Genomic DNA, 21,464 nt, shown 5'->3' with positions numbered 1-21,464 from the left:
AGGGCAGGCGTCCATGACGGAATCCACGAACGACCGCAGGCAGAAGCTCGACGGCCTGTGCGGGCGCATCTCCTCAGCCGGCAGCAAGAACGACCTGATCGACTTGATCGAGGACGCCCTGGGCGTCTCGGCACCGGTCGGCGATCCGAAGGTGATCGAGTCCCTGGGCAAGCGCTACACCGGCCAGACCGACGAGGCCGACGCAGTGAGCGACCGGATCGGCAAGATCGCCCGTAAGGGGCTTCCACAGGTCTGGGTAGGCGACACGAGTGTCCTCGCCTCCGACGTGGTGGGCGCCGCTTCCCGCGACGCCCAGCAGATGATCGATGCGTTCCAGGGCGGCGGCAAGGCGCTGATCGCGCTGTCGGACGCGCTGGAGACCGCGCAGAGCAGGGACCGCACCGGCCGCGGCAAGCTGCGCGACGCCCGCGCCATGCTCGGCGGCAGGGAGGGCTTCTTCGACGACTTGCACGAGGACGACGACGAGGAGGACCTCCGTCTGCGGGCCCGCTCGCTGGCCTCCCACGGCGTCGACGACCTGCACACGGCGGCCGCCGAGGCCGACGACGCCGCCCGCGTCGCGGCCCGCGACCTCAACAAGTTCGCCGCCGAGGCCCGCGCGGGCCGGATGGACACCGACGAATTGAGCGCCGCCGACCGCCTCGCCCTCGCCGACACCAGCAACGTCGGCGGCGACGCCGAACTGAACGAGATACTCAGCGCCAACGACCTCGCACGCTCGGGCCGCGCCATGGAAAACCTCCCTCCCGGCGAACGGGTCCGTATGGAAAGACTCCTGGCGAACGCGTCGAGCCAGCAGGAGAAGGCGTACCTCATGAAGGCCCTCGCCTCGGGCTACGACGTCGGCGAGGTCGAGGAGTTCGGCGGGAAGATCCACGGCAAGGACTCGACGTGGTTCCAGGCACACCTGGCGCCGGTCTCCACCGGCTCGGGCACGGGGCAGGAGGAGCAGAAGTTCGGTGACGAGCACTGGTCCCAGGACGACGAGACCTGCGTCCCGTCCTCGACGGTTACCGCGCGCGCCCTGGTCGACCCGGTCTACGCCCTCGAACTCACCGGAGGCCCCGACGGCCGGGACAGCGACCCCGAACACTTCCGCAAGCGCCTGCACGACGAGCAGTTCCGGATGAACGACGAGGGCGACGGCGAGTACGACGGCTGGTGGTGGGACCGCCACGCGGCCGGCATGGACGCCGACGGGCAGGAGGAGATCTCCGACAAGGAGCTCGGCCCGCACACCGGCGACACTTACGACACGCAGGAGATGGGTGGCGCCGACGACCGGCGGGGCGTCCTGCCCGACATCGAGAAGTCCGTCGCCGACGGCAAGCCGGTCCCCTTCAACATCTCCCGCAAGGACGAGGACGGCAACACGCACGGCCATAGCCTGATGATCATCGCTCAAGAGGACGGAAAGCTGCAGATCTACAACCCCTGGGGAACCACCACATGGGTGAGCGAGGACGACTTCATCAACGGTGACCTCACCGCGGCCACCGACGACCGCTACTCCAAGGCCCATGCAGGCGACGTCAACCGCGTCTACCTTGAGCAGAACTGATGATGTCCATGCGATCCGCCCTGCGTACGACGCCTGCCCTGGCCGCCCTGCTCCTCGTACTCACCGGCTGCGGCGGCTCCGGGCCGACTGCGTACGGCGCCGACGACCGGACCATCACCGTCGACCACGGCGAGAAGTTCACGCTGAAGGTCCCGGCCAACCCCGAGCTCGGCCAGAACTGGTACCTGGCGGGCCCGCGCGAGGACGCGGGCGTCCTGACGTACCGGGGCGACCGCGAGGACACCGGAGACGGTGACGGAACCCAGCTCTTCGACTTCACGGCGATCTCGCCGGGGAAGACGACGGTGAAGCTGCTGTTCTGCCCCTACGGCCGGTGCCACAGCGCCGAAGAGGCCGCGTCGAAGCCGGTCCCGACGGCCACGGGCGCACCGAAGGACTCGGACCAGGAAGCCGCCTACTACCTCTATACGATCACCGTCCGCTGAACCGGACCGGAACGGAACGACGATGGTCCACGACCGCTCGCCACGCACCGACGACCAGGTGCTCGCCGCGACCGACATCGAGGCGCTGCTGCGATACGGCCTCAGCCGCGAAACCTTCCGCACCGCGCTCTTCGGCGACGGTGCGATCGCCGCCGCCGTCACCCTCGACCGCTTCGGTGCGCTGCCGCGCTCGGTGGCGTACGTCGCGAAGATCGTCCGGGTCGGCGGTCTCGCGTACGCGGCCGGGCTGGCCGAGCCGCTGCCGTCGGATGCCGCGTCCGCATGCCTGCGGGACTGGCTGGAGACCGCCGCGCAGGTCGCCGGCACACCGGATGACGAAGCGCGCGCCGCACGCTGGCTGGACACGGTCGCCGAGCTCATCGGCCTGCGCCGTGGCAGCCGGGCCGCGACGGCGGGTCCCGGTCCGGCGTGAACCCGACGAGTGCTCCGGCACCGTGCAGCACGACCTGATCATTCCCACCGGCGGACCGCGAAGGCCGGAGTCCCACGTCGCCGCTCGGTAACCACACCGCCAGCGCCCGGACTTGGCGCCTGCGGTCCGGGGATCACCATCCGGACCACACACGACAGGCTCAGCCCCGGACACGCCCGGACACGTCAACCGAACCGGCAGGCACGCCCACGAACGGAGGCGGTGGACCGGCGGCGGCCGAGCCGGTAGGTGTTCGGGCATGATCACTTCGCGCGGGTGGTGCCGAGCAGCCTCCGTCCTGCTTTCCCTGGCAGCTGCCCTGACCCCGGTCGTCACCGCCCCGGCCCGGGCCGCCTCCGCCTCGGCCGTCTCCTCCGTCTCGGCCGTCTCCTCCGCCTCAGACCTTGATCCGCCCCAGCTGTCTCGTCCACCCCAGCCGTCGACGCGGCCCCAGCCGTCGACCCCGCCCGGACAGTCCCCGTACCCAGCAAGGACGCCGTACGCAGGGCCATTGCCGCTGTCGCGAAGCCGGCCACCAGCTACTTCTGGTCCGGCCTCGACCAGTGGGGACACAACGTCCAGGCGCAGACCGTGAAGCTGTCCGAGTCCAGGGGAGGGACGACACTGGGCCTGCTGCTGGAGCGCGCCGGGATCCGGATGCCGGAAGACGACCCCGACGACCCCAACGCGCCCGAGGAGGACAGGATCTGGAGTTTCGCCTCGCGGGAGTACGCCCGCCAGGCCTCGCGCAAGGCATGGGTCATGCTGAGCAGCCTGCGCGATACCTGGGAGAGCACAGAGTTCCCCGCCCTCAAGACCAACCCCGGTATCTCCTGCGTCTTTCGCATCGCCCCCCACCGAGTCGACCGAGTCACTGATCTACGGAAACCCCCGCGCATGCGAGGCTGAACGCCTCCTCGACCAGGGCAGGGCGATGCGCCGGATCTGGGACCAGGCCGGCTGGCCGCGCGAAACGGCAGTCGGCCGCGACACCACCGTCGTTGCCTCCACCGGCCGCAGAGCGTCCGGCACCCGCTGGCTGGCCGGCGGCCGAGCCACCGGGCCCCGGCGGGGCGAAGCCAACACCTACTCCGTCGACCCGGCCCCCACCCTCTCCGACGCCGTGAACCCGAGCTGGGTCACCACCCACGCCCGGATCCAGGCCTACTTCACCGGCCCCACCGAACACACCGTGGACCACGCGCAACTCCAGGACGCGCGGGGCCACCGGGTCGGCGGCCCCTTCACCTGCGCCCGGAAGACGGCCGCGCCCCGCGCACAGGCTCCCGCGGCGCCGGACGCGGAAGCGCGAAGGGGATGACCCGAGCGCGGCCGGATCCGGGCACGAGCCCAACCGGTCGTGCGCGCCGGATGTACGGCATCAGCCCCGGGTCGCCCTCTCGCGGTGACGATCTCTTGTGCTCTACGCTGACCATCCATGTGCAATGAGTGACGAGTGCCGGCGAAGTGCCAACGCGTACACAGCGGTGAGCGAGCCTACGGGGGCTGTAGTGCAGAGCGTGTTTGTCGACCGTGTCGAGCCTATGGAAGAACTCCGCTCCATGGGGCTGGCCCTGGCCGGCGGCCGAGGAAGCGCACTCCTCTTCGAAGGCGTCTCCGGGATGGGGAAGACCTCATTGCTCGGCGAGTTCGACCGCCGCGCTTCCACGGCGACACCGGGGGCGCAGGCGTGCAGGGTCGTCAGTTCGCACTGTTCTCCGGGGATCGGGCCGGGGCTGCTCTACGGCCCTGTCATCGACATCCTCATGAAGCTGGACGTACAGCCGGAACAGCCGGGTCCGGTGCGAAGGTTCTTCCGTGGGGCCGGGCGGGGCGCGGTGCGCTCCTTGCCGGAAATTCTCTCCGCGCTGGTGCCCGGGCTCGGCGCCGTGCTGACGATCGGGAGCGAAGCCACGAAGGCGGCGCTCTCCTCGGGCTCCATGCCGTTCGATTCGCTCCTCCCGTTCCAGCAGGGAATGGCCGCGCAGATCGTCGAAGCTCTGCTGAACCTGGCCAGGTCCGGCCCGCCCGTGATCTGGGTGATCGACGACGTTCAGAACATCGACCCCAGCAGCCTGCACGTCCTGGACCGGCTCCTGCGGGTGCTCCCGGGAGCGCCGCTCGCCCTGGTACTCAGCCACGCCGTCGGCGAAGTCCCGGACGGTGCTTCCGACAGCGTCGCCGAGCTGCTGCGCCGCTGGGAGAGCGAGGGGCTGGTCCGCTCGCATTCACTGAGCGGGCTCCCGGGCGAGGCGGTGGCCGAACTCGTACGCCACCGACACCCGTCGGCACCGCCGGCCCTGTCCGCGAATCTGAGCCGGCTCACCGCAGGGCACCCGGTCTTCGTGCAGCTGTGTCTGGACGAGTGGCAGCCCGAGCACGGCGATCGGATACCTCTCCCTGATCGCCTGTCGCGGGTCGTGGAGGACCGGATGCGACGCCTTTCCCCCGAGGACAAGAGGCTCTTGGCCACGGCGTCCACGCAAGGTCCCACGTTCCTCTCGCGTACGGTCGCGGCGGCTCTCGATCTGCCTCCCGAGGAGGTCGAAGAACGTCTGCACGTTCTGTCCGGCCCGGACCAGTTGATCGTCTCGGCCGCGACGCCCGAGTGGGCCCGGTACGACCGCTCGGACTGCTACCAGTTCCAGCACCGGGCCCTGTGGGATGTCCTCTACCGGCAGCAGACCACACAGCAGCGCCGCTCCCGGCATGCTCGCATCGCCCGTGCCCTCGCGCGGGGCGACGTGAGGGCACGGGCCTCGCTCGAGCGGCGGCTGGAGATCGCCCGCCATCTTGAAGAGGGCGGCTACGAGTGCCTGGCCGAGTCGGCCGCCGCGCACTACGCCCTGGCCCGCTCGGCCGCCATCGACGGCCTGTCCTTCACCGAGGCCGAGCGGCACTGCGAGAAGGCCATCCATTCCGCGCGCGCCCTGCCTGCGGAGGATCCGGGTCGTGATCGCCAACTGGTGGAAGCGATCGAGCTGTTGCTCTCGCTCACCGAAGTCCGCTGGCGCGGTCAGTCGGAGTCCGGCGGTGGCTCGTACATCGACGCACTCGCCGTCGAGGCCGAGCAAGCGGCGTCCCGGTGTGCCGCGCCCGAGCTCGTCGCCCGTACGACCCTGCTGCGCGGCAAGACCCTCATGGCCACCCAGGGGCTGGTGCCCGGACTCGACAAGCTCCGCGACGCCGTTCGGATCGCCGAAGAGCAGGAAGATCCGGTCGCACTGTTCGTGGCCAAGGTCGAATACGGCCGTCAGGCGTCCAAACGTACGCTCGTCGACGGGCTGGAACAGCTGCGGGAGGCCGAGGAGTTGTACGCGTCCGAGCCACGGCTCGGCGGGGGCAGCGACCCGGTTCTCCAGCACGCGCGCAACCTGAACGAGATGCAGTTGGGCATCACCCTGTTCGACCACGGACAGCTCGACCAGGCACTCACCCGTCTTCTGCGCTGCACCGCCCGGCTCCGTACGGAGCGGCTGAACGCCGAACTGCCCATCGCGCTGAACTACTTGGCCCAGATCCGAGCGGGCCTCGGTCACTTCGGCGAGGCCGAGGAAGTACTGAACGAGGCGCGCGGCATCGAGTCGAGGCGCGGCGGCGACAGCGGCTGGCACGCCTACAACACCGCGCTCCTCGCCCACCTCATCGCACCCGACCCGCGCCGCCGCGGCGAGTGCCTGACCTTGATCGAGGAGGCGTGGCTGGAGACCGAGCGGACGTGGCTGATCAACCTCGTCCCCATCGTCCGTAACCTTTACGCGCAGGTGTTGCTGGACACCGCGGACGGCAACCCACAGACGCTGGAAGCCTCGTACCGCCTCACCACGGACACCGTCGTGGAGACCCGCCGCACAGGGATGGTCCGCAGCGAGATCGCCGCCCTCTGCCTTTCGGGGCAGGTCCGGCTTCGACAGGACAACGTGACCGCAGCCGCGGAGCACGCCCGCGCATCCGTCCAACTCCTGCGACAGACCGGCGACATGCCTGCTCTCCGCAGCGAAGAGGTGCTGTTCCACGCGGCACGCGCCCTGTACATCACCGGAGCCGAGACCGAAGCGCAGGACCTGCTCCAGCAGGCCCGCGTCAAGGTGACGGATAAGGCCGACAGCATCGATGACGTCGCAGCGCGCCGCGGCTTCCTCGAAGCAGTGCCACTCAACCGGGCCATCATGCTCGGCGACCTGGAGGTTGATTAACCCGTCATGCCCTACGAGAACGGATCGCCGCTCGCAGACCTGAGGCCGGGGGCGCCCGGGACGCTGACCATCACCAAGGAGTTCCACTTCTCGGCCAGCCATGTCCTGGACAAACTGCCTTCGTGGCACAAGTGCGCGCGTCTGCACGGCCACAACTACATCGTGGTCATGGAACTCTCCGCACCGCCCGCCGATTTGGGCGAGGTCGGCTTCGTACGTGACTACAGCGACCTCGACGCGTTCAAGACGTGGCTCGACGACACCGTGGACCACCGCCACCTCAACGACGTCATGGACATCTCCCCGTCGGCGGAGCACCTGGCACTGTGGGTGTACAGCCAGTGGGTCGAGAAGTACCCCGAACTCGTCGCGGTCTGGGTCTCGGAGACGCCGAAGACGTGGGCGATCTACCGGGAGCGGGATTCCGCCGCTCCCGGCGGACAACCGGGCCCACCGGTCTGACCCGACGACGGCGGGATCCGTTTTCGCCAAAGTCTGAGCGCGCCGATCCACGAGACCTCTCTCAGCCCGCCCAGGCCGATTTCCGAGAAGCCGGACGACCTCGGAGGACCGGGTAGACGCACCCCTGAACCGTGACCGGCGCGCCGCGTCCACCCGGCGTCACCCTTCGACGCTTGTGCCACAGCTCCGGCTGGTCGACAGGGGGACTGTAAAACGTTCGGTGTAACTCCTGATCATGGAAGATGCATCGATGACCAGCAACAACATGACCGAGGCCGATTCCGTCGAGCCTTCTGAGGCGGCGTCGGCGAAGTCTTTGGACGACCGGCTGATTGACGAGTTGGTGGGCCGGGCCCAGGCCGAGGGCTTGCAGCTGACCGGCGAGGGCGGGCTGCTCCAGCAGCTGACCAAGCGGCTGCTGGAGTCCGCTCTCGAGGGCGAGATCACCGACCACCTCGGCTATGACAAGCACGACCCGGCCGGGAAGAACAACGGCAACTCACGCAACGGCACCCGTGCCAAGACCGTGCTGACTGATGTCGGGCCGGTGGAGATATCCGTGCCTCGCGACCGCGAGGGCTCCTTCGAACCGAAGATCGTCAAGAAGCGGCAGAAGCGTCTGACGGGCGTCGACGAGATGGTCATCTCACTCGCGGCGAAGGGCCTGACGACCGGTGAGGTCCAGGCTCACCTGTCCGAGGTCTATGGCGCCGAGGTATCGCGCCAGACGATCTCCACGATCACCGACAAGGTCCTCGAAGGCATGGCCGAATGGCAGAACCGGCCCCTGGACGCGGTCTATCCGGTGGTCTTCATCGACGCGATCCACGTGAAGATCCGCGACGGCGCCGTGGCGAACCGGCCGATCTGCGTGGCCCTGGCCGTCACGACCGAGGGCCGACGGGACATCCTGGGGTTGTGGGCCGGCGACGGCGGCGAGGGCGCCAAGCACTGGATGCACATCCTCACCGAGATCAAGAACCGCGGCGTGAACGACGTCCTCATGCTGGTCTGCGACGGGCTGAAGGGGCTGCCCGACGCGGTCGAGGCCGTCTGGCCCCGCACCGTCGTGCAGACCTGTGTGGTCCACCTGCTGCGGAACTCCTTCCGCTACGCAGCACGCCAGGACTGGGACAAGATCGCCAAGGTGCTCAAGCCCGTCTACACCGCAGCGACCGAAGAGGCCGCACTCGAGCGGTTCGCGGCGTTCGCCGACGCGTGGGGCAAGAAATATCCGGCGATTGTCCGGCTCTGGGAGAACGCCTGGGAGGAGTTCACCCCGTTCCTCCGCTTCGACACCGAGATCCGCCGCATCGTATGCACCACCAGCGCGATTGAGTCCGTCAACGCGCGGATCCGCCGGGCGGTGAAAGCCCGCGGCCACTTCCCGAACGAACAGGCCGCCCTGAAGTGCGTCTACATGGCCATCATGTCGCTGGATCCGACCGGCAAGGGCCAGGCCCGCTGGACCATGCGCTGGAAGACAGCCTTGAACGCCTTCGACATCACCTTTGACGGCCGGCTCTCCGCAGCCCGACAGTAACCCTCAACAACCCGAGTTACACCGCTCGTTTGACAGACCCACACCAGGGCCTCCTGATGCTCGGTGATTCGACACCAGCGAGCTGTTCAGGAGGCCCTCCTCGTATGCACCGAGCACCCGACGACCACCCGATCGGGACGACCGTTCGATCACCAAGTCCCAGGAGCGGTACAACAACGGCTACTGAGGTTCATGCCGCACTTCTAAAGCACCGCCTTGATGCCGAACCGTTCGAGAACATCTGCGCACGACGGACAAGGAGGCTTCGGCGTACCGTGTGCCACGTTTCCCTCCGCACGCACATTGACTGCCGCACTCACACCGCCCCTCACGTCGACGCCCGCGCGCACCGCATTCGACAAGGCTTCCGCTTCCGCGCACTTGCCATGCTGATTGCCGGCCTCCTCCTTGATATGCGGAGGCACGTCGTCGTATGCCTTCCTGATGGTCGGATGGAGGTCGTGCTGCACATCGACTCCGCCCTTGGCGTTCGCGCCGGTAAACGGTGTCTCGTGCCCGGGAACCGAGAGCCCCGCCGCGCTCGTCGGTCTGGTCTTCTTACTGGCGCCCGGCCGCGTCTGTTCTTCGTCCGCCCGCTTCCTCGCCGCGTCCCTGGCTGCCTGTTCGCAGTCGGGAGCGAGGCCGAGCGGGTCCACGGCAGTGAACGGGTTCGGGACGTACGCGCGGGGGTTCGGGCCTGGGGCAAGGCCCAGAGGGTCGAGCGAGGCGTACTGCGCTGTCTCCGGGTCGTAATGACGGTAATAGTTGTAGTGGAGCGCCGATTCCGTGTCAGCGTACTGGCCCGGGAAGCGCAGCGGGCAGTCCGCGCCGCCGTCACCAGGGGCGTCCAGGGGCGCGCCCCAGACTGTCGTGCGGGAGTGCCAAACCACCTCACCCTCTTCGTCGACCATTTCCGTGGGTGTGCCCACCAAGTCGGTGACGATCGAGTAGAACTGGTCGTCCACCCACTCCTGCGCGAGATCTTCTTGGACCTCCGGACGCTCCCCGGTCTCCTGCGCGGGTATCCGGTCGATCTGCGTAACCGGGCTGAAGCGGCCCCGCTCCCAGTCCCACACCGTGCACCTGGGGGCCCCGTCGCCGACCTTGCTGACCTGCTCGGCCAGGACGAACCCGTCCCAGGCAAAGGTGACCTCCTCCACCACCGTTCTGCCGTCGCCTGCGAACCGCTGCTTGGCGACACGACGACCGAACGGGTCATACAGATAGGCCCACTTCGTGCCATCCGGAGTGATCACCCCAACCAGACGGTCCTGGCTGTCCCACGTGTACTTCCAGACATCCGGCTTGCGTGACAGCCGCTTCTTCCGCCGTACGACCACCCGCCCCTGCGCGTCGTACTCGTAGCGGACGTCTTCGGAACGGCCGGCCGTTTCACGCCCAGCCAGCGGGCCGGCCGGAAGGGAAGCAGCGGGAGCCTCTTGCCGGCCTCCTTGGCTGATGTTTCCCGCCGGGTCGTACGCGTACCGCTCCGACCACGTCGCCGCCTGTACGCCGGTGACCCGGCCTCTGCCGTCGACCTCGATGCGCCGGTCGCCGCCCAGCAGGTCACTGATCGCGCTGACCGTCCCATCCGGGCGGTAGTTGTAGGAACGGTGCTGTATACGTCGCGGGCCAAGCAGGCCCGGAGCCGCACTGTCCGCCGTCAACGTCTGGGAGGCCAGCCGACCGTCCGTGTTCCAGGTCTGGCTGAGTACCGTAATGCCCGCGCGGCGTTCCACCTCCCGCCCGGCACTGTCATAACCGAAGGTGACGGTCCTGCCTGCCGTCCGCAGAAGCACGGGTTGGTCACGGCCGTCATACTCCCAAACGCTCTCGGCCTGCGAGGGGGTCACACGGCGGGTCCGTCTGCCGACGGCGTCGTACGCCGAGCGGACTGTGGCACCGTTGCATGTCTCGGCGAGAACCCTTCCGCAGGCGTCGCGCTCGTAGGTGAGTTCGGCGTACCCGCTCCGGACGTGGCGCACGTTCCCGACCAAATCGTACGTGTAGGCCGTGACTCCCTCGGCCGTCCGCTCCTCCACCACCTTGCCAAAGGAGCCGCGCGTGTACTCGACCGTCTGCCCCGCCCCGTTGGTCTGGGCAATGAGATGCCCGGCCGGGTCGAAACGGTAACTCTGTTCTCGACCATCGAAGTCCAGCTCACGGGTCAGGCGACCGGCCTCGTCATAGAAATACTCCCAAGTGGCTCCCCGTTGGTTGATCACCGAGGTGACACGCAGCTCGCGGTCGTAGGTAAATTGGAGGCGGGATCCGTCGGGGTCCACTCGAGCCGAAGGCACGTCGAAGCCGGAGTACTCGAACCGGGTCACCTGGCCGGCAAGGTCTACGTGCTCGACAAGGTTTCCCTCGCCGTCGTAGGTCCGGCGCTCGATGCTGCCGTCGGGCAGAGTGCGCCGGATCAGTTTGCCCTCGGGATTCCAGGCAAACTGGTTGATCGCGCCGTCCGGGCCGGTCTGCGTGGTGACTCTGCCGAAGGCGTCGCGCTCGTAGCGGGTCGTTGCACCCTCGGCGTCGGTACTCGCGACCGGCTGACCAGTCGCATCGGGCTCCAACTGTGCCGTGCGCCCTACCGCGTCAGTGATCGCCGTCAACGCGCCGAAGGGGTTGTACTCGTAGGCGATCCGAGCGCCTTCGGGGTCTGTCTCGGCCAACAGGTTGCCGCGCTCGTCGTACTCCAGGTGCCAGACATGCCCGTCCGCCTGGGCCACGGTCAGGGGCTGTCCGTACAGGCCGTTTTCCGCTGTTTCCCGGGTGCCGTCGGACCGGATGACCTCCGTAGGCGCGCCTTCCGCGTCATAGACGTAACGGGTCGTCGCACCGAGCGGGTCCGTGCGGGAAAGCAGTCGGTTGTAGCGGTCCCACTCGGAGTACGTGGTGTGGCCCAGTGGGTCGGTTTCCGCCACGAGTTGGCGCAGCTCGTTGTGACGGTACGTGGTGGTGTGGCCGAGGGCGTCGGTGTAACGCGTTCGCCGGGCGTCATCGTCGTACTCGATGGTGCACGAAAGACGCCCTTCCGCCCCCTCACCGGCGACGCAGCGGTTCTGATCGTCATAGGTGAAGCGATACCAGCAGCCGACACGGTCAGTCCAAGACGTGATGCGGGCGCGGTCGTCGTACGTGAAAGTGAGGGGCAGACCAGTCGAGTTGCGGACCTCGGTGAGGTTGCCGTCGACGTCGTAGCCGAAACGCCGCAGAGTGGTGCCCTCCGGTCCATCCTCCGGGTTACGCAGACGCAACCCTGTGATCCGGTCGCCCTCGATGTCGATGCGGACGTACCTGTCGCCGGAGTCGCGTACGGCCGTGGGGGCGCCGTTCGCGTCGCGCTCGATGTCGACGCGAAGACCATTCCGATCGGTGATGGCTGCCAGCGGCATCGTGAAAGCAGCCTCGGTGGGAACGGGCGTGGCGCATGGAGCGAAGTGGCGGGTGGTGCCGGTGGCCGGGTCGGTGATCACGATCGGAGCGGAGGGGGCACCATCCCAGTCGAGCGGCCAACGCGGGCCTTCAAGAGGCATGACCGAGATGCCGGGCTCGGGCACCGGGTACAGCAGGATCATGCCGTCCTCGGTGGCGAAGACGGCGCCCCCGCTGTCCAGTTCGAGGCGCTCGTCGAGCGTGGAGGCCCAGGAGGGGCCGAACCACTGGCCCGAGCGGTACGTCGACAGATGCGTACGCCGAAGGGTCAGCGGAAGCAGGCCCGGCAGGTCGACATCCACCTCCTCCATGATCATCTCACCGGAGACCATGTCGATGGGGTCGCCGTTCTTACAACGCGAGCCGGCTCTCTTACTCGCGCCCGCAGCGTCGTCCGCCCCTTCCCGCAGCCCTTTCTTTCCGAGCCCCTTCAGCCCCTTGCCCATACCTTTGAGGCCGACCTTGGCAAGTCCCTTCGCTCCCTTGGCGAGCCTGCCGATGGAGGTGATGCCTTTGCCGCCAGGTATGCAGTCGAGGGCGGCGAACGCCACGTCCAAGAGGCCGACTTGGCCTTTGACGTACTTGTTGAGGGTGTCGGCAAGGACGACAAGTGCGGCAATCAGAACGATGGCGCCAAGGATGGGTCCGCCCACGATCATGGCGACGACACCGACGACGGTGACGATTACCTTGCAGACGGCGACGATGCCGTCCCAGTGATCGGAAACCCAGTCGCCCGCCTCCTCCCACCAGTGACGATTGTGTATGCCGGCGTCGGAGGCATCCTCTATCTTCTGTTTCGCCGTGTGCGCAGCGTCCTCACGCATTCTGCGGGCATCCTCAGCCATCTTCTTTGCGGCGTCGAGATGGTTTCGAGCGGAGTCAACGGCGTCTTGGGCCGCAGCCCGTTCCTTGTTGGCGGCTGCGGCGTTGCGGGTCGCGGCGCGGACATCGCTCTCATCGGGGGGAGGAACATCCTTGCCCCTGTCCTTCTTGTACTTGTCGGCTACCCTGCCGGCTCGGTCGACCCATGAGTCGGCGCTGCCCAGGCGAGTCTGCGCGGAGCCCAAGTCCCCTTGTGCCTCTCGCCCTTGGGCCAGAGCCTTGTCTGCGAGAGCCTGAGCTCGCTCCAGTTCGGGCCAATAGGCGGCGAGCGCGTCGCCCGCCATCTCATAGCTCTTCTTGAGCTTCTTCAGTTTGCCGGGCACGTCCTCGAACTCCGCCGTGAACGAGTCAGCTGTCTTCCCCACCCAGGACAGAATGGCGTCCTCGCCCGCCATACCCTTGACGTCCCGCAGCGCCTTCGCCACGTCGTCCGCAAAATCATGCAGATTCCTGGCCAGGTCGCGGACCCGGTCCGGGTCCCCCGGGGTCGGGTCCTTGTCCAGCTCAAGAATGTGCCAGTCCGCTGGACGATTGCCCGTCACCCTGTGCCCCCCGCGCTCATCAGCAACCTCAAGAGTGCGCAAAGTTACTAGATGATTGATTCCAAGGGATCGGCTGCGGGCAGGAGATGTACCTGTCCAGGCAGCTCGATCACAGCAAGCGTCCGCGCAAGGGTGCCATGGGCGTGTGGAGCGACGACGTGTGGGGAGTGACACCCCACGCCGGGGAAATGCGGCGCGCACGCACGACCGTCAAGTGCACCGACCTGCGTTTCCTGCCGAGCGAAGCCGGTCGGCGATCGTCCCAGCCCGTTGCCCGGTCATCGCCGATCAGTGGGCGCGAGCGTGATCGGCCATCAGGCACGGACAGCGATCTCACGGTGCAGCTTCGGCTCCGGACAGCACGTGCGCTCATCATCGCCTCCGCCCCCGACAGCTACCGGGCCCCGCTGATAAGTATGTCCAGCGCCCCGTCACCGCTCTCCCCCAGCAGCTGGACGTAATCCAAACCTCGGTACACCGAGCCCTTCACGTCCATGCACAGATAGAAGACCCCGCCCCTGGTATCGCCGAGCGGGTAGAGGTCGGTCCCAGCCTGCTCTGCAAGATCTTCGATGATCTCGTAGTCCCACTTCGCCACCAGCGGATCCAACCGGAACGGCGAACGGCCCGCACCCTGCTGCTTGATCTCCAGACCGCCGAACTCCGCGAGGAAGCGGCGAGCGGCCTCATGGATCACGAAGCCTTCGTCCTCCGCGCGCAGGCCGCGCTCCCATTCCTCGGTCGCGACGCGGCGGCCGGGGAACCAGCCCGCCAGACGCAGCACGCGGTCCGTCTCCGCCGACCACCGCGTCCCGATCTCCTCACTCAGGTCGTGCTCAGGATCGTGCGGCAGTACGAGGTGGTCTCCGTCCACTACGAACGGCAACGGAGCCTCCGTATGCCGATCCATGACAAGCGCCTCCACCGCCCCGTAACCGGAATCCGCCAGCCGCTCGGTCCCACCGTCTTCGCCCAGGCGCCCGACGTAGACCGCACCGTCCTCGGCCATACCCATGCAGCTGGCTCCTCCGTCGACCTGACCGATCGGGTAGAGCGCGGTGCCCACCTGCTCACTGAATCGGGCGAAGGCCCGGAGGTCCTGCGCGGCGAGCAGGGGGTCGAAGCGAAACGGTGATTGCGGCATGATCGGGCCGGGCGTCCACTCATCGGTCCGCAGACCACCGAACTCCGCCAGGAACTGCCTTGCGGCCTCATGCATCTCAAACCCGCCACGCTCACGCAGGGCGTCCTCCCAAAGTGACTTCGTCAGCCGCCGGTCGGGGGTCCACGCCGCATAGCGCATGACCCGATAAGTCAACGCGGACCACCGCGTACGGATTTCGGGCCGCGAACCCGTTATTCCCGCGCCCTCGGCCCCGTTCCCGACAAGCCGCTCCAGCGCCTCGTCCGCAGAACCCGCGACCAGATGGACGCTGTCACCCCGCCCCATGTAGACCGCCCCGTCCCGCGCCATCCCGATGGCGTCCCCCTGGCCGCTGCCGCCGAGCGGATAGAGGTACGACGGAGACGCATCGCCCGGTACGTCGAAGACCTTGGCATCCCAACCCGCCGCCACAGGCACGAACCGCACGCGCGCAGCGCCGATTTCAAGCGTCAGATCCCCGAACTCGGCCAGGAAACGGCGAGCCGCCTCATGCATCTCAAGGCCGCCGCGTCCTCGCTGGTCAACCAGCCACGCGTCGAGGGACTCAGCGGAGACCGACCGGCCCGGGAACCACCCCGATGCGCCCAGTCCTCGCTCTGTCTCCGCAGACCAGCGTTGCCGCGTTTCATCTCTCATACCCAGTCAGCTCCCCTGTCGCCCTCCATATCAACCGTATCTGGGCGTGAGCGGCAACCGGGCTCGGGTGTGTGATGCGTGGCGTAACCCCAGGTTGCCCTCTCGCGGTGACACATCGTGGATCACCGGCATCTCAACGACGTCATGGACATCTCTCCGTCGGCGGAGCACCTGGCACTGTGGGTGTACAGCGAGTGGGTCGAGACCTACCCGGAGCTCATGGCGGGTCTGGGTCTCGGAGACACCGAAAACGCGGGCGATCTACCGGGAGCGGGATTCCACCGGCCCGGGCGGACAACCGGGCCTACCGCGCTGACGCGCACACCGCGGGATCCGCTTTCGTTCGAGGGCGACGATCGACGAGGTGCCTCACACCCCGCCGAGGTCGATCTCCGAGCCAGGCGATTGTGGCGCTTGGACGCACTGGGGCTCACGACAACCATCCCGTCCACGATCTCGATACCTGCGCACTGCTCCTCGGACCAGGAGGCGTACTCCTCAGCCGTGACCGGAGCATGCATCCACGCGGGCACCACCATCTCGGCGCTCATGCCGTACCTTCCACTGGTCGACGGGCATGACGCTGCTGAGATCAGCGTACTGTCCGGCCCCCGTCCGGCCCTGGCGACGAGCGGGACTCGGCGACGACCGTCCGCAGACGCACTTCGGTCTTCCGTGTCACCCACCGCGCACGTATCCGCTCGTCCACCTGGCGTGCCGCCCCGACCCGCGAAACGAGCCCGACGCCAAGAGGTGCGCGCCCCAGCCGCCTGCGACAATCGGGACAGTACTGGTGTACGTCAGAGCGTCCGTGGACGATGGAGGAGCCTGTGCCACCAATCTCTGAGCCGCTGCGCAGCCTGGGTTTCCTGACCATCGGGCTGTTCGACGAAGCCGATCCGCGCCGGGGCCACGAAACGACGCTCTCCATCATCGAGTTGGGCGAACAGCTCGGCTTCGACAGCGCGTGGGTGCGGCACCGGCATCTGCAGTACGGCATCTCCTCTCCCGTCGCCGTGCTGGCAGCCGCCTCCCAGCGCACCAGCCGCATCCAGCTGGGTACCGCGGTCATCCCGCTGGGCTGGGAGAACCCGCTGCGGCTGGCCGAGGACCTGGCCACCGTCGACATCCTGTCCGGCGGCCGCCTGAATCCGGGGGTCAGCGTCGGTCCGCCGATGCAGTACGACCGGGTGCGGCACGCGCTGTACCCGGACACCTCCGAGGCCGAGGACTTCAGCTACGAGCGCGTACGCCGGCTCCTGGCGTTCGTGCGCGGTGAGACGGCCAGCGACTTCAGCGGCACGGAAGGCTTCGAGGAGTTCTCCGACCGCGTCCAGCCCCACGCGCCTGGACTGGCGAGCCGCATGTGGTACGGCGGCGCGAGCCTGCGGTCGGCGCAATGGGCCGGTGAGCAGGGCGTGAACTTCCTGACCAGCAGCGTCGTGAAGGCCGAGGAGTCGGAGGACTTCGACGGGATCCAGCTCTCGCACGTCCGGGCCTTCCGCGCCCACCACCCCGACGGCGACCGCGCCCGCGTCTCGCAGGGACTCGTCGTCATCCCGACCGACAGCGCCTCGCCGGAACAGCGCGCCAAGTACGAGGCGTACGCGCAGAAGCGGCTGCCGCGCACGAGCACGCCACAGGGTCCGGCCCGCCTGATGTTCGCGCCCGACATCGTGGGCAGCTCCGCCGAGATCGCCGAACGGCTCTACGCCCAGGCCGCTTTCAGGGAGATCGACGAGGTCGCGTTCGCACTGCCGTTCAGCTTCGACCACGACGACTACGTACAGATCCTCACCGACATCGCCACCAAGCTCGGCCCGGCGCTGGGGTGGCGGCCTTCCGCCTGAGCATGCAGCGGTGGCAGCCTTCCGCCTGAGCACGCAGCGGTGGCAGCGTTCCGCTTGAGCAGGCGGTTTTTTCCTGACGACGGGCCGTGCGGGCCATGGCCGGGCAACGCGGACTCATCGACCCGTTTCCTCAACCCGTCTCCCCCATCGGGTGGTTCATACCTCGCACCACGCGTCAGGGCGGGTCGGCCCTTCGTACAACCATCCGGCCCTGCCGGGAGTCTGGCCATCGTCCAGATCTCCCCCGGTCCTCCCGTCAGTTCGTGCGTCCGCGAACGTCACCAACGGATGGAGGCCCACCGTAAAGGACCCACTTCTCCATGCGCACAAGGCACTTGCTACGTACCGCCACCACCTCACTCGCTCTGGCCGCCACCCTGCTGATCACTGCGGGCGGCGCCGACGCCGCAGGCACGGCGTCCAGTTGGACGGTCTCGCTCTCCGGTGACAGCGCTGCCGAGTCCCTGATGTCGGTCTCCTCCGTCAGCGACGATCTGGCCTGGGCCGTCGGAAGGGATGCCCAGCATGGCGTCATCATGCGCTGGGACGGCAAGAGTTGGCGGGAAGACACCACGCCGGGGCTTCCTGACGTGTGGCAATGGTCTTCGGTGAGCGCCGTCTCCGCCGACGAGGTGTGGGCTTACGGCACACTGGTGAGAGATCAGGTTCTCGTGCACTACGACGGCGTGCGCTGGTCCGTCGTTCCCACCGTCGGCCCCTCCGACGACGGCTGGCCGGAGGTCCCGATCAAGGCCGTCCCCGGGCGCCTCTTCAAGGGCGGCAAGGAGCTCTATACATACGCCGACGGCGCATGGCAGACCTTCCCTCTGCCCAACCTCGTGCACATCCGGGACATCGACGCCCTGTCCGCGGACGACGCCTACGCGACCGGCATGCAGTACCCGGTGGACGGCGGCCACCCGGTGACCTACCACTGGGACGGCACGACGTGGACCCTGATGGAGCAGCCTCCGGTGCGCGCCGGTACGGATACGGCGAAGATCGCCGTGGAGGCCCCGGACAGCGTCTACGTGGCCGGGTGGGCCGAAGGCCCGCACGCCGACCCGCCCATCCCGAGTGTCGTGCACTGGAACGGCAGCGCATGGAAAGACATCACCGGGTCACTCGCCGATCTCTACGTCAACGCGATCAGCTCCGACGGCCGCGGCGGCCTGTGGATCGCCGGCCAGGACAAGACCGAACTCGCTGAGTCCAGTCCGTTCTTCTGGCACTACGACGGTGCCACCTGGTCCAAGGAGCCGGGAGCCTGGGCACCCGACGGCGCTGTCGAGCGGCCGGACTACGGCTTCTACGATCTGGAGCCGGCCGGCGATACGGGTGCCTTCTGGGCCGTCGGCGAGTACAGCACACCGATGACGAAGAACGGCGAATGGACGATCAACGGCCTGATCGAGCATTCCGCCCCGCTCCCCATGACCCCCGGCACCCACTGATCCGTCCCTGGCCGGACGCTCCGGCAGCCGCCTCCTCAGCCGGACGGCCCGACGGCAGCCCCGGCCGCTTCCGGCGGTCGGGGCGGTGGGTCGGGCGCGCGCACGATCCCGTCGGGCGCGCGCACGATCCCCTGCCGGGCAGCTGGCCTATCCGTCCGCCAGCGCCCGTTCCCAAGGCGACAGTTCGCCGTCCGGCGGCAGCTTTCGCGCGGCGGAGTAGCGGGAGCGTCCCACGGACACCTTCAGGGACTGGACGGGGACGATCAGGAAGGCGCGCGTCGTCCTGATCGTCGCCCCGCCGGAGAAGATCTCCGAGAGCATCCCGCCGAGATGGCCGGCGGCCACGTCGTCGAAGATCCAGTCGTCGAGCAGCAGACGTACCTTCCGCGGGGTCCGGCCCTTGCCCGTGATCGCGATGTAGACGTCGGAATCGGCCAGCGTGCCCGACCAGTCGGCGAACCAGCGCCCGCGCCCGACCGACTGCTGGTGGAACGTGGCGTTCCGCGCGCCGGCGGACCGGAGGGCCACCTCCGCCTCTGTCACCGCGGGCGATGTGTCGTTGCGTGGAGCTCTGTCGTCGCGTTCCGAAGCCATCGTACGAACCTTCCACATGACTCGGCAGCGCCGCCAACCACCACGCTGCCGGTACTCCTACCGTACGGGGCCAGCGGCGTCGGCACCGCCCGGACCGCCCCCGGGCAGCGCCGCCAGCACCTCGCGGAGCAGCCGGCCGAAGTCGTCGGGCCACTTCGCGTAGCCGACGTGACCGCCCGGGAACTCCACCAGCTCCTGCCGGAAGCGCTCGGCGAGAGCGACGGCCGGGCGGTGCACGAGCTGCGTACGTGAGTCCCGGCCGCCCGCCACCACGGTGCGTTCCGCCATCGCGTCGAGCGCCGCGAGGCCGGGCACGAAGCGGGTGAACGGCCGCAGCACGTGCGCGAGGAAGAAGGCCGTGTTGTCCCGCGCTTCCGGCAGCACCGGCGCGGGACGACCGCCGAAGAGCGCGCTGAGCCGCTCCATGGCCGCCGGGATCCCCTCGCGCCGGAACGTGTCGTACACGGCGTCGATGAACGCCAGATGCTCCGCGGCCTCGGCGTCCGGCAGCAGCCCGAACGCGGGCAGCTCGTGCACGACCAGTGCCCCGACCATCTCCGGCTGACGGATGGCGAGTTGAAGCGCGACCGATCCGCCGGAGCAGCCACCGAAAACCGAAGCCGCCTCGCCGGGTGGGGTCACCCGGCAGAGCAGGCGGTACGCGTCGTCCGCGTGCACCTCGATGGACTGGTCGACGGGCCGTCCGTCGAGCGGGCTACGGGAGATTCCGCGCGGGTCGTAGGAGACGACGCGGTGAGTGGCCGCGAGGACGGCGGCGAGCCGTTCGAAGACGGCCGCGCCGGAATTCCCGCCCCCGATGAGCAGGAGGGACGGTCCCGCGCCGCGCACTTCGTAGCGCAGCGTCGCGCCGGGCACTGCCAGCGTGCCGATCTCGGGCGCCTCCGACATCTTTCCCGCCTCCCAGCACGACTTTCCCGACTCCCAGCACGACCCACCACCTCAAAGTCACCATATACGCACTCAGGGTTACCATTTCAGGTTAACGTGCGCCGTAAGCCCATGCCATCGGCCGAGAACTGCCGGCCGACCGATCCGGCCGACCGAACCAGCCCTTCCTCCCGGGGGTAGCCGATATGGCGGACGACACCGCCGACACCACCAGACCCCGACTCCTCCTCAACGCTGAGCCCTTCGGCTTCGGGCCCTCGGCGGCGAGCGCGATCCTCGCCGCGGAACTGGCGCCCTTCTGCGGCACGTTGGGCTACGTCGGCGGCGGCCACACCCTCGACCTCCAGTGCGGGCCGCCGTACCACGCCGTCCATGACACAACAGGCCTGTCGGAGTCGGAACAGCAGACGCTGCTGACTCAACTCTCCCCGCAATACGACCTGTTCGTCACGGCGATGGACTTCGAGGCGGGCGATCGGGCGCAGCGCGCCGGCCTGAGCGTGGCGGTCTACGACGCGCTGACGTGGTTCTGGTCCGCCATCCCGGCAGTGGCTCGCGACGCGGCGCTGTACATCGCGCAGGACTTCTTCGGAGTCCGGGAAAGGATCGCCGCGGATCCGGCGCTCCGGAGAAACAGCGTGATCGTGCCCCCGATCATCCCGCCGCCGCGCGTATGGCGGCCGGGTAAGCACGTCCTGGTCAACCTGGGCGGTCTGCACAGCCCCTTCTGGCAGCCGTCCGAGGCCGCCGCGTACGCGCGCCTGATGGCGGCGGCCGTCCGCGCCGCCCAGCCCGTCGGCCGCTCCGTCGTCGTCACTGCGAGCCGGAGCATCGCCGCGGCGCTCGGCGATCCGGCCGTCGGCACCCACGACCACGGCACCGTGCTCGACCTGATGAGCAACGCGGCATACGCCTGCATGACCCCCGGCCTGGGCAACATCTACGACGCCGCGACCACCGGTGTCCCCACCCTTTGGCTGCCGTCCACCAATGACAGCCAGTACGCCCAGGCCCGCCTGCTCCGTGAACACGGCTACTGCGACGCGCACGTGGACTGGACGGACCTCGGCCGGCCGGTCGACTACAGCGCACCGCTCCCGACCGCCATGGAAGCGGTCAACCGCGCGGTACGCGAGCTATCCACCCAACGGCCCCTGCGTGAGCGGCTGGTGGGACGCCTCGCCAAGTCCACCGCCGAACTAGGCCTCTTCCCGGGCAGAGCACAGTCCCTGACGGACCGCTTCGGCCACAGCGGCATACGGCAGGCCGCGGCGGCCCTGCTGCGGTGGGCCGCACAGAACCCGGGCCGTCCGCGCCACTGACCACTCACAT

Annotated in this window: 15 protein-coding genes and 2 pseudogenes; 12 read left to right on the top strand and 5 right to left on the bottom strand. The window is 68.4% G+C overall.

Translation table 11 applies throughout. The features are described 5' to 3' along the window. Positions 1–13 precede the first annotated feature (13 nt). The 8 genes from ACIP6N_RS12875 (at position 14) to ACIP6N_RS12840 (ending at position 8,662) form a co-directional block, all read left to right on the top strand. The gene (locus ACIP6N_RS12875; protein ID WP_401815118.1) at positions 14–1,582 is read left to right on the top strand and encodes a peptidoglycan-binding protein; all 1,569 of its coding nucleotides are present in this window, start codon (positions 14–16) and stop codon (positions 1,580–1,582) included. A gap of 2 nt (positions 1,583–1,584) precedes the next feature. Beyond that, complete coding sequence (locus ACIP6N_RS12870; RefSeq protein ID WP_401815117.1) at positions 1,585–2,028, top strand: hypothetical protein; 444 nt, start codon at positions 1,585–1,587, stop codon at positions 2,026–2,028. Positions 2,029–2,050: 22 nt separating this feature from the next. Beyond that, a complete protein-coding gene (locus ACIP6N_RS12865) occupies positions 2,051–2,461 on the top strand; it encodes a hypothetical protein (RefSeq protein WP_401815115.1) in 411 nt (136 codons plus the stop codon). Between the two features lie 591 nt (positions 2,462–3,052). Then, positions 3,053–3,370, top strand: a complete 318-nt coding sequence (locus tag ACIP6N_RS12860) for a hypothetical protein (protein WP_401815114.1) — start codon at positions 3,053–3,055, stop codon at positions 3,368–3,370. A gap of 25 nt (positions 3,371–3,395) precedes the next feature. Next, positions 3,396–3,782, top strand: a complete 387-nt coding sequence (locus ACIP6N_RS12855; RefSeq protein ID WP_401815112.1) for a hypothetical protein — start codon at positions 3,396–3,398, stop codon at positions 3,780–3,782. A gap of 223 nt (positions 3,783–4,005) precedes the next feature. After that, on the top strand, positions 4,006–6,657 hold the full coding sequence (locus ACIP6N_RS12850; protein WP_401815111.1) for an ATP-binding protein: 2,652 nt from the start codon (positions 4,006–4,008) through the stop codon (positions 6,655–6,657). 6 nt (positions 6,658–6,663) lie between these two features. Continuing rightward, entirely contained in the window at positions 6,664–7,119 is a 456-nt protein-coding gene (locus tag ACIP6N_RS12845) for a 6-pyruvoyl trahydropterin synthase family protein (RefSeq protein WP_401815110.1), read from the top strand. Between the two features lie 265 nt (positions 7,120–7,384). Then, on the top strand, positions 7,385–8,662 hold the full coding sequence (locus tag ACIP6N_RS12840; RefSeq protein WP_401815253.1) for an IS256 family transposase: 1,278 nt from the start codon (positions 7,385–7,387) through the stop codon (positions 8,660–8,662). A gap of 203 nt (positions 8,663–8,865) precedes the next feature. Here ACIP6N_RS12840 and ACIP6N_RS12835 read toward each other — a convergent pair whose 3' ends face one another. Both ACIP6N_RS12835 and ACIP6N_RS12830 read right to left on the bottom strand, forming a co-directional pair. Continuing rightward, the gene (locus ACIP6N_RS12835; protein ID WP_401815108.1) at positions 8,866–13,524 is read right to left on the bottom strand and encodes a DUF6531 domain-containing protein; all 4,659 of its coding nucleotides are present in this window, start codon (positions 13,522–13,524) and stop codon (positions 8,866–8,868) included. Between the two features lie 394 nt (positions 13,525–13,918). After that, positions 13,919–15,325: an SUKH-3 domain-containing protein gene (locus tag ACIP6N_RS12830; protein WP_401815107.1), complete on the bottom strand. Its 1,407-nt coding sequence runs from the start codon at positions 15,323–15,325 to the stop codon at positions 13,919–13,921. Between the two features lie 117 nt (positions 15,326–15,442). Here ACIP6N_RS12830 and ACIP6N_RS12825 point away from each other — a divergent pair. After that, positions 15,443–15,641: pseudogene (locus ACIP6N_RS12825) on the top strand (6-pyruvoyl trahydropterin synthase family protein); the annotation flags it as partial. 76 nt (positions 15,642–15,717) lie between these two features. Here the strand turns inward: ACIP6N_RS12825 and ACIP6N_RS12820 are convergent. Continuing rightward, positions 15,718–15,876 (bottom strand): annotated as a pseudogene (locus ACIP6N_RS12820) (Uma2 family endonuclease); the annotation flags it as partial. A gap of 279 nt (positions 15,877–16,155) precedes the next feature. Here ACIP6N_RS12820 and ACIP6N_RS12815 point away from each other — a divergent pair. Together ACIP6N_RS12815 and ACIP6N_RS12810 are read left to right on the top strand one after the other, a co-directional pair. Beyond that, on the top strand, positions 16,156–17,175 hold the full coding sequence (locus tag ACIP6N_RS12815) for an LLM class flavin-dependent oxidoreductase (RefSeq protein ID WP_401815106.1): 1,020 nt from the start codon (positions 16,156–16,158) through the stop codon (positions 17,173–17,175). Positions 17,176–17,495: 320 nt separating this feature from the next. Continuing rightward, entirely contained in the window at positions 17,496–18,629 is a 1,134-nt protein-coding gene (locus ACIP6N_RS12810) for a hypothetical protein (protein WP_401815105.1), read from the top strand. Between the two features lie 147 nt (positions 18,630–18,776). Here ACIP6N_RS12810 and ACIP6N_RS12805 read toward each other — a convergent pair whose 3' ends face one another. Further along, a complete protein-coding gene (locus tag ACIP6N_RS12805) occupies positions 18,777–19,223 on the bottom strand; it encodes a hypothetical protein (protein WP_401815104.1) in 447 nt (148 codons plus the stop codon). A gap of 57 nt (positions 19,224–19,280) precedes the next feature. Beyond that, positions 19,281–20,132, bottom strand: a complete 852-nt coding sequence (locus ACIP6N_RS12800) for an alpha/beta fold hydrolase (RefSeq protein WP_401815102.1) — start codon at positions 20,130–20,132, stop codon at positions 19,281–19,283. Positions 20,133–20,317: 185 nt separating this feature from the next. On the opposite strand from ACIP6N_RS12800, the gene ACIP6N_RS12795 reads away from it, so the two are divergent. Then, entirely contained in the window at positions 20,318–21,454 is a 1,137-nt protein-coding gene (locus tag ACIP6N_RS12795; RefSeq protein ID WP_401815101.1) for a hypothetical protein, read from the top strand. Positions 21,455–21,464 lie beyond the last annotated feature (10 nt).

This window comes from Streptomyces sp. NPDC088725 (assembly GCF_044751305.1).
GTDB lineage: Bacteria > Actinomycetota > Actinomycetes > Streptomycetales > Streptomycetaceae > Streptomyces.
This window is presented reverse-complemented; position numbering and strand designations above follow the sequence as displayed.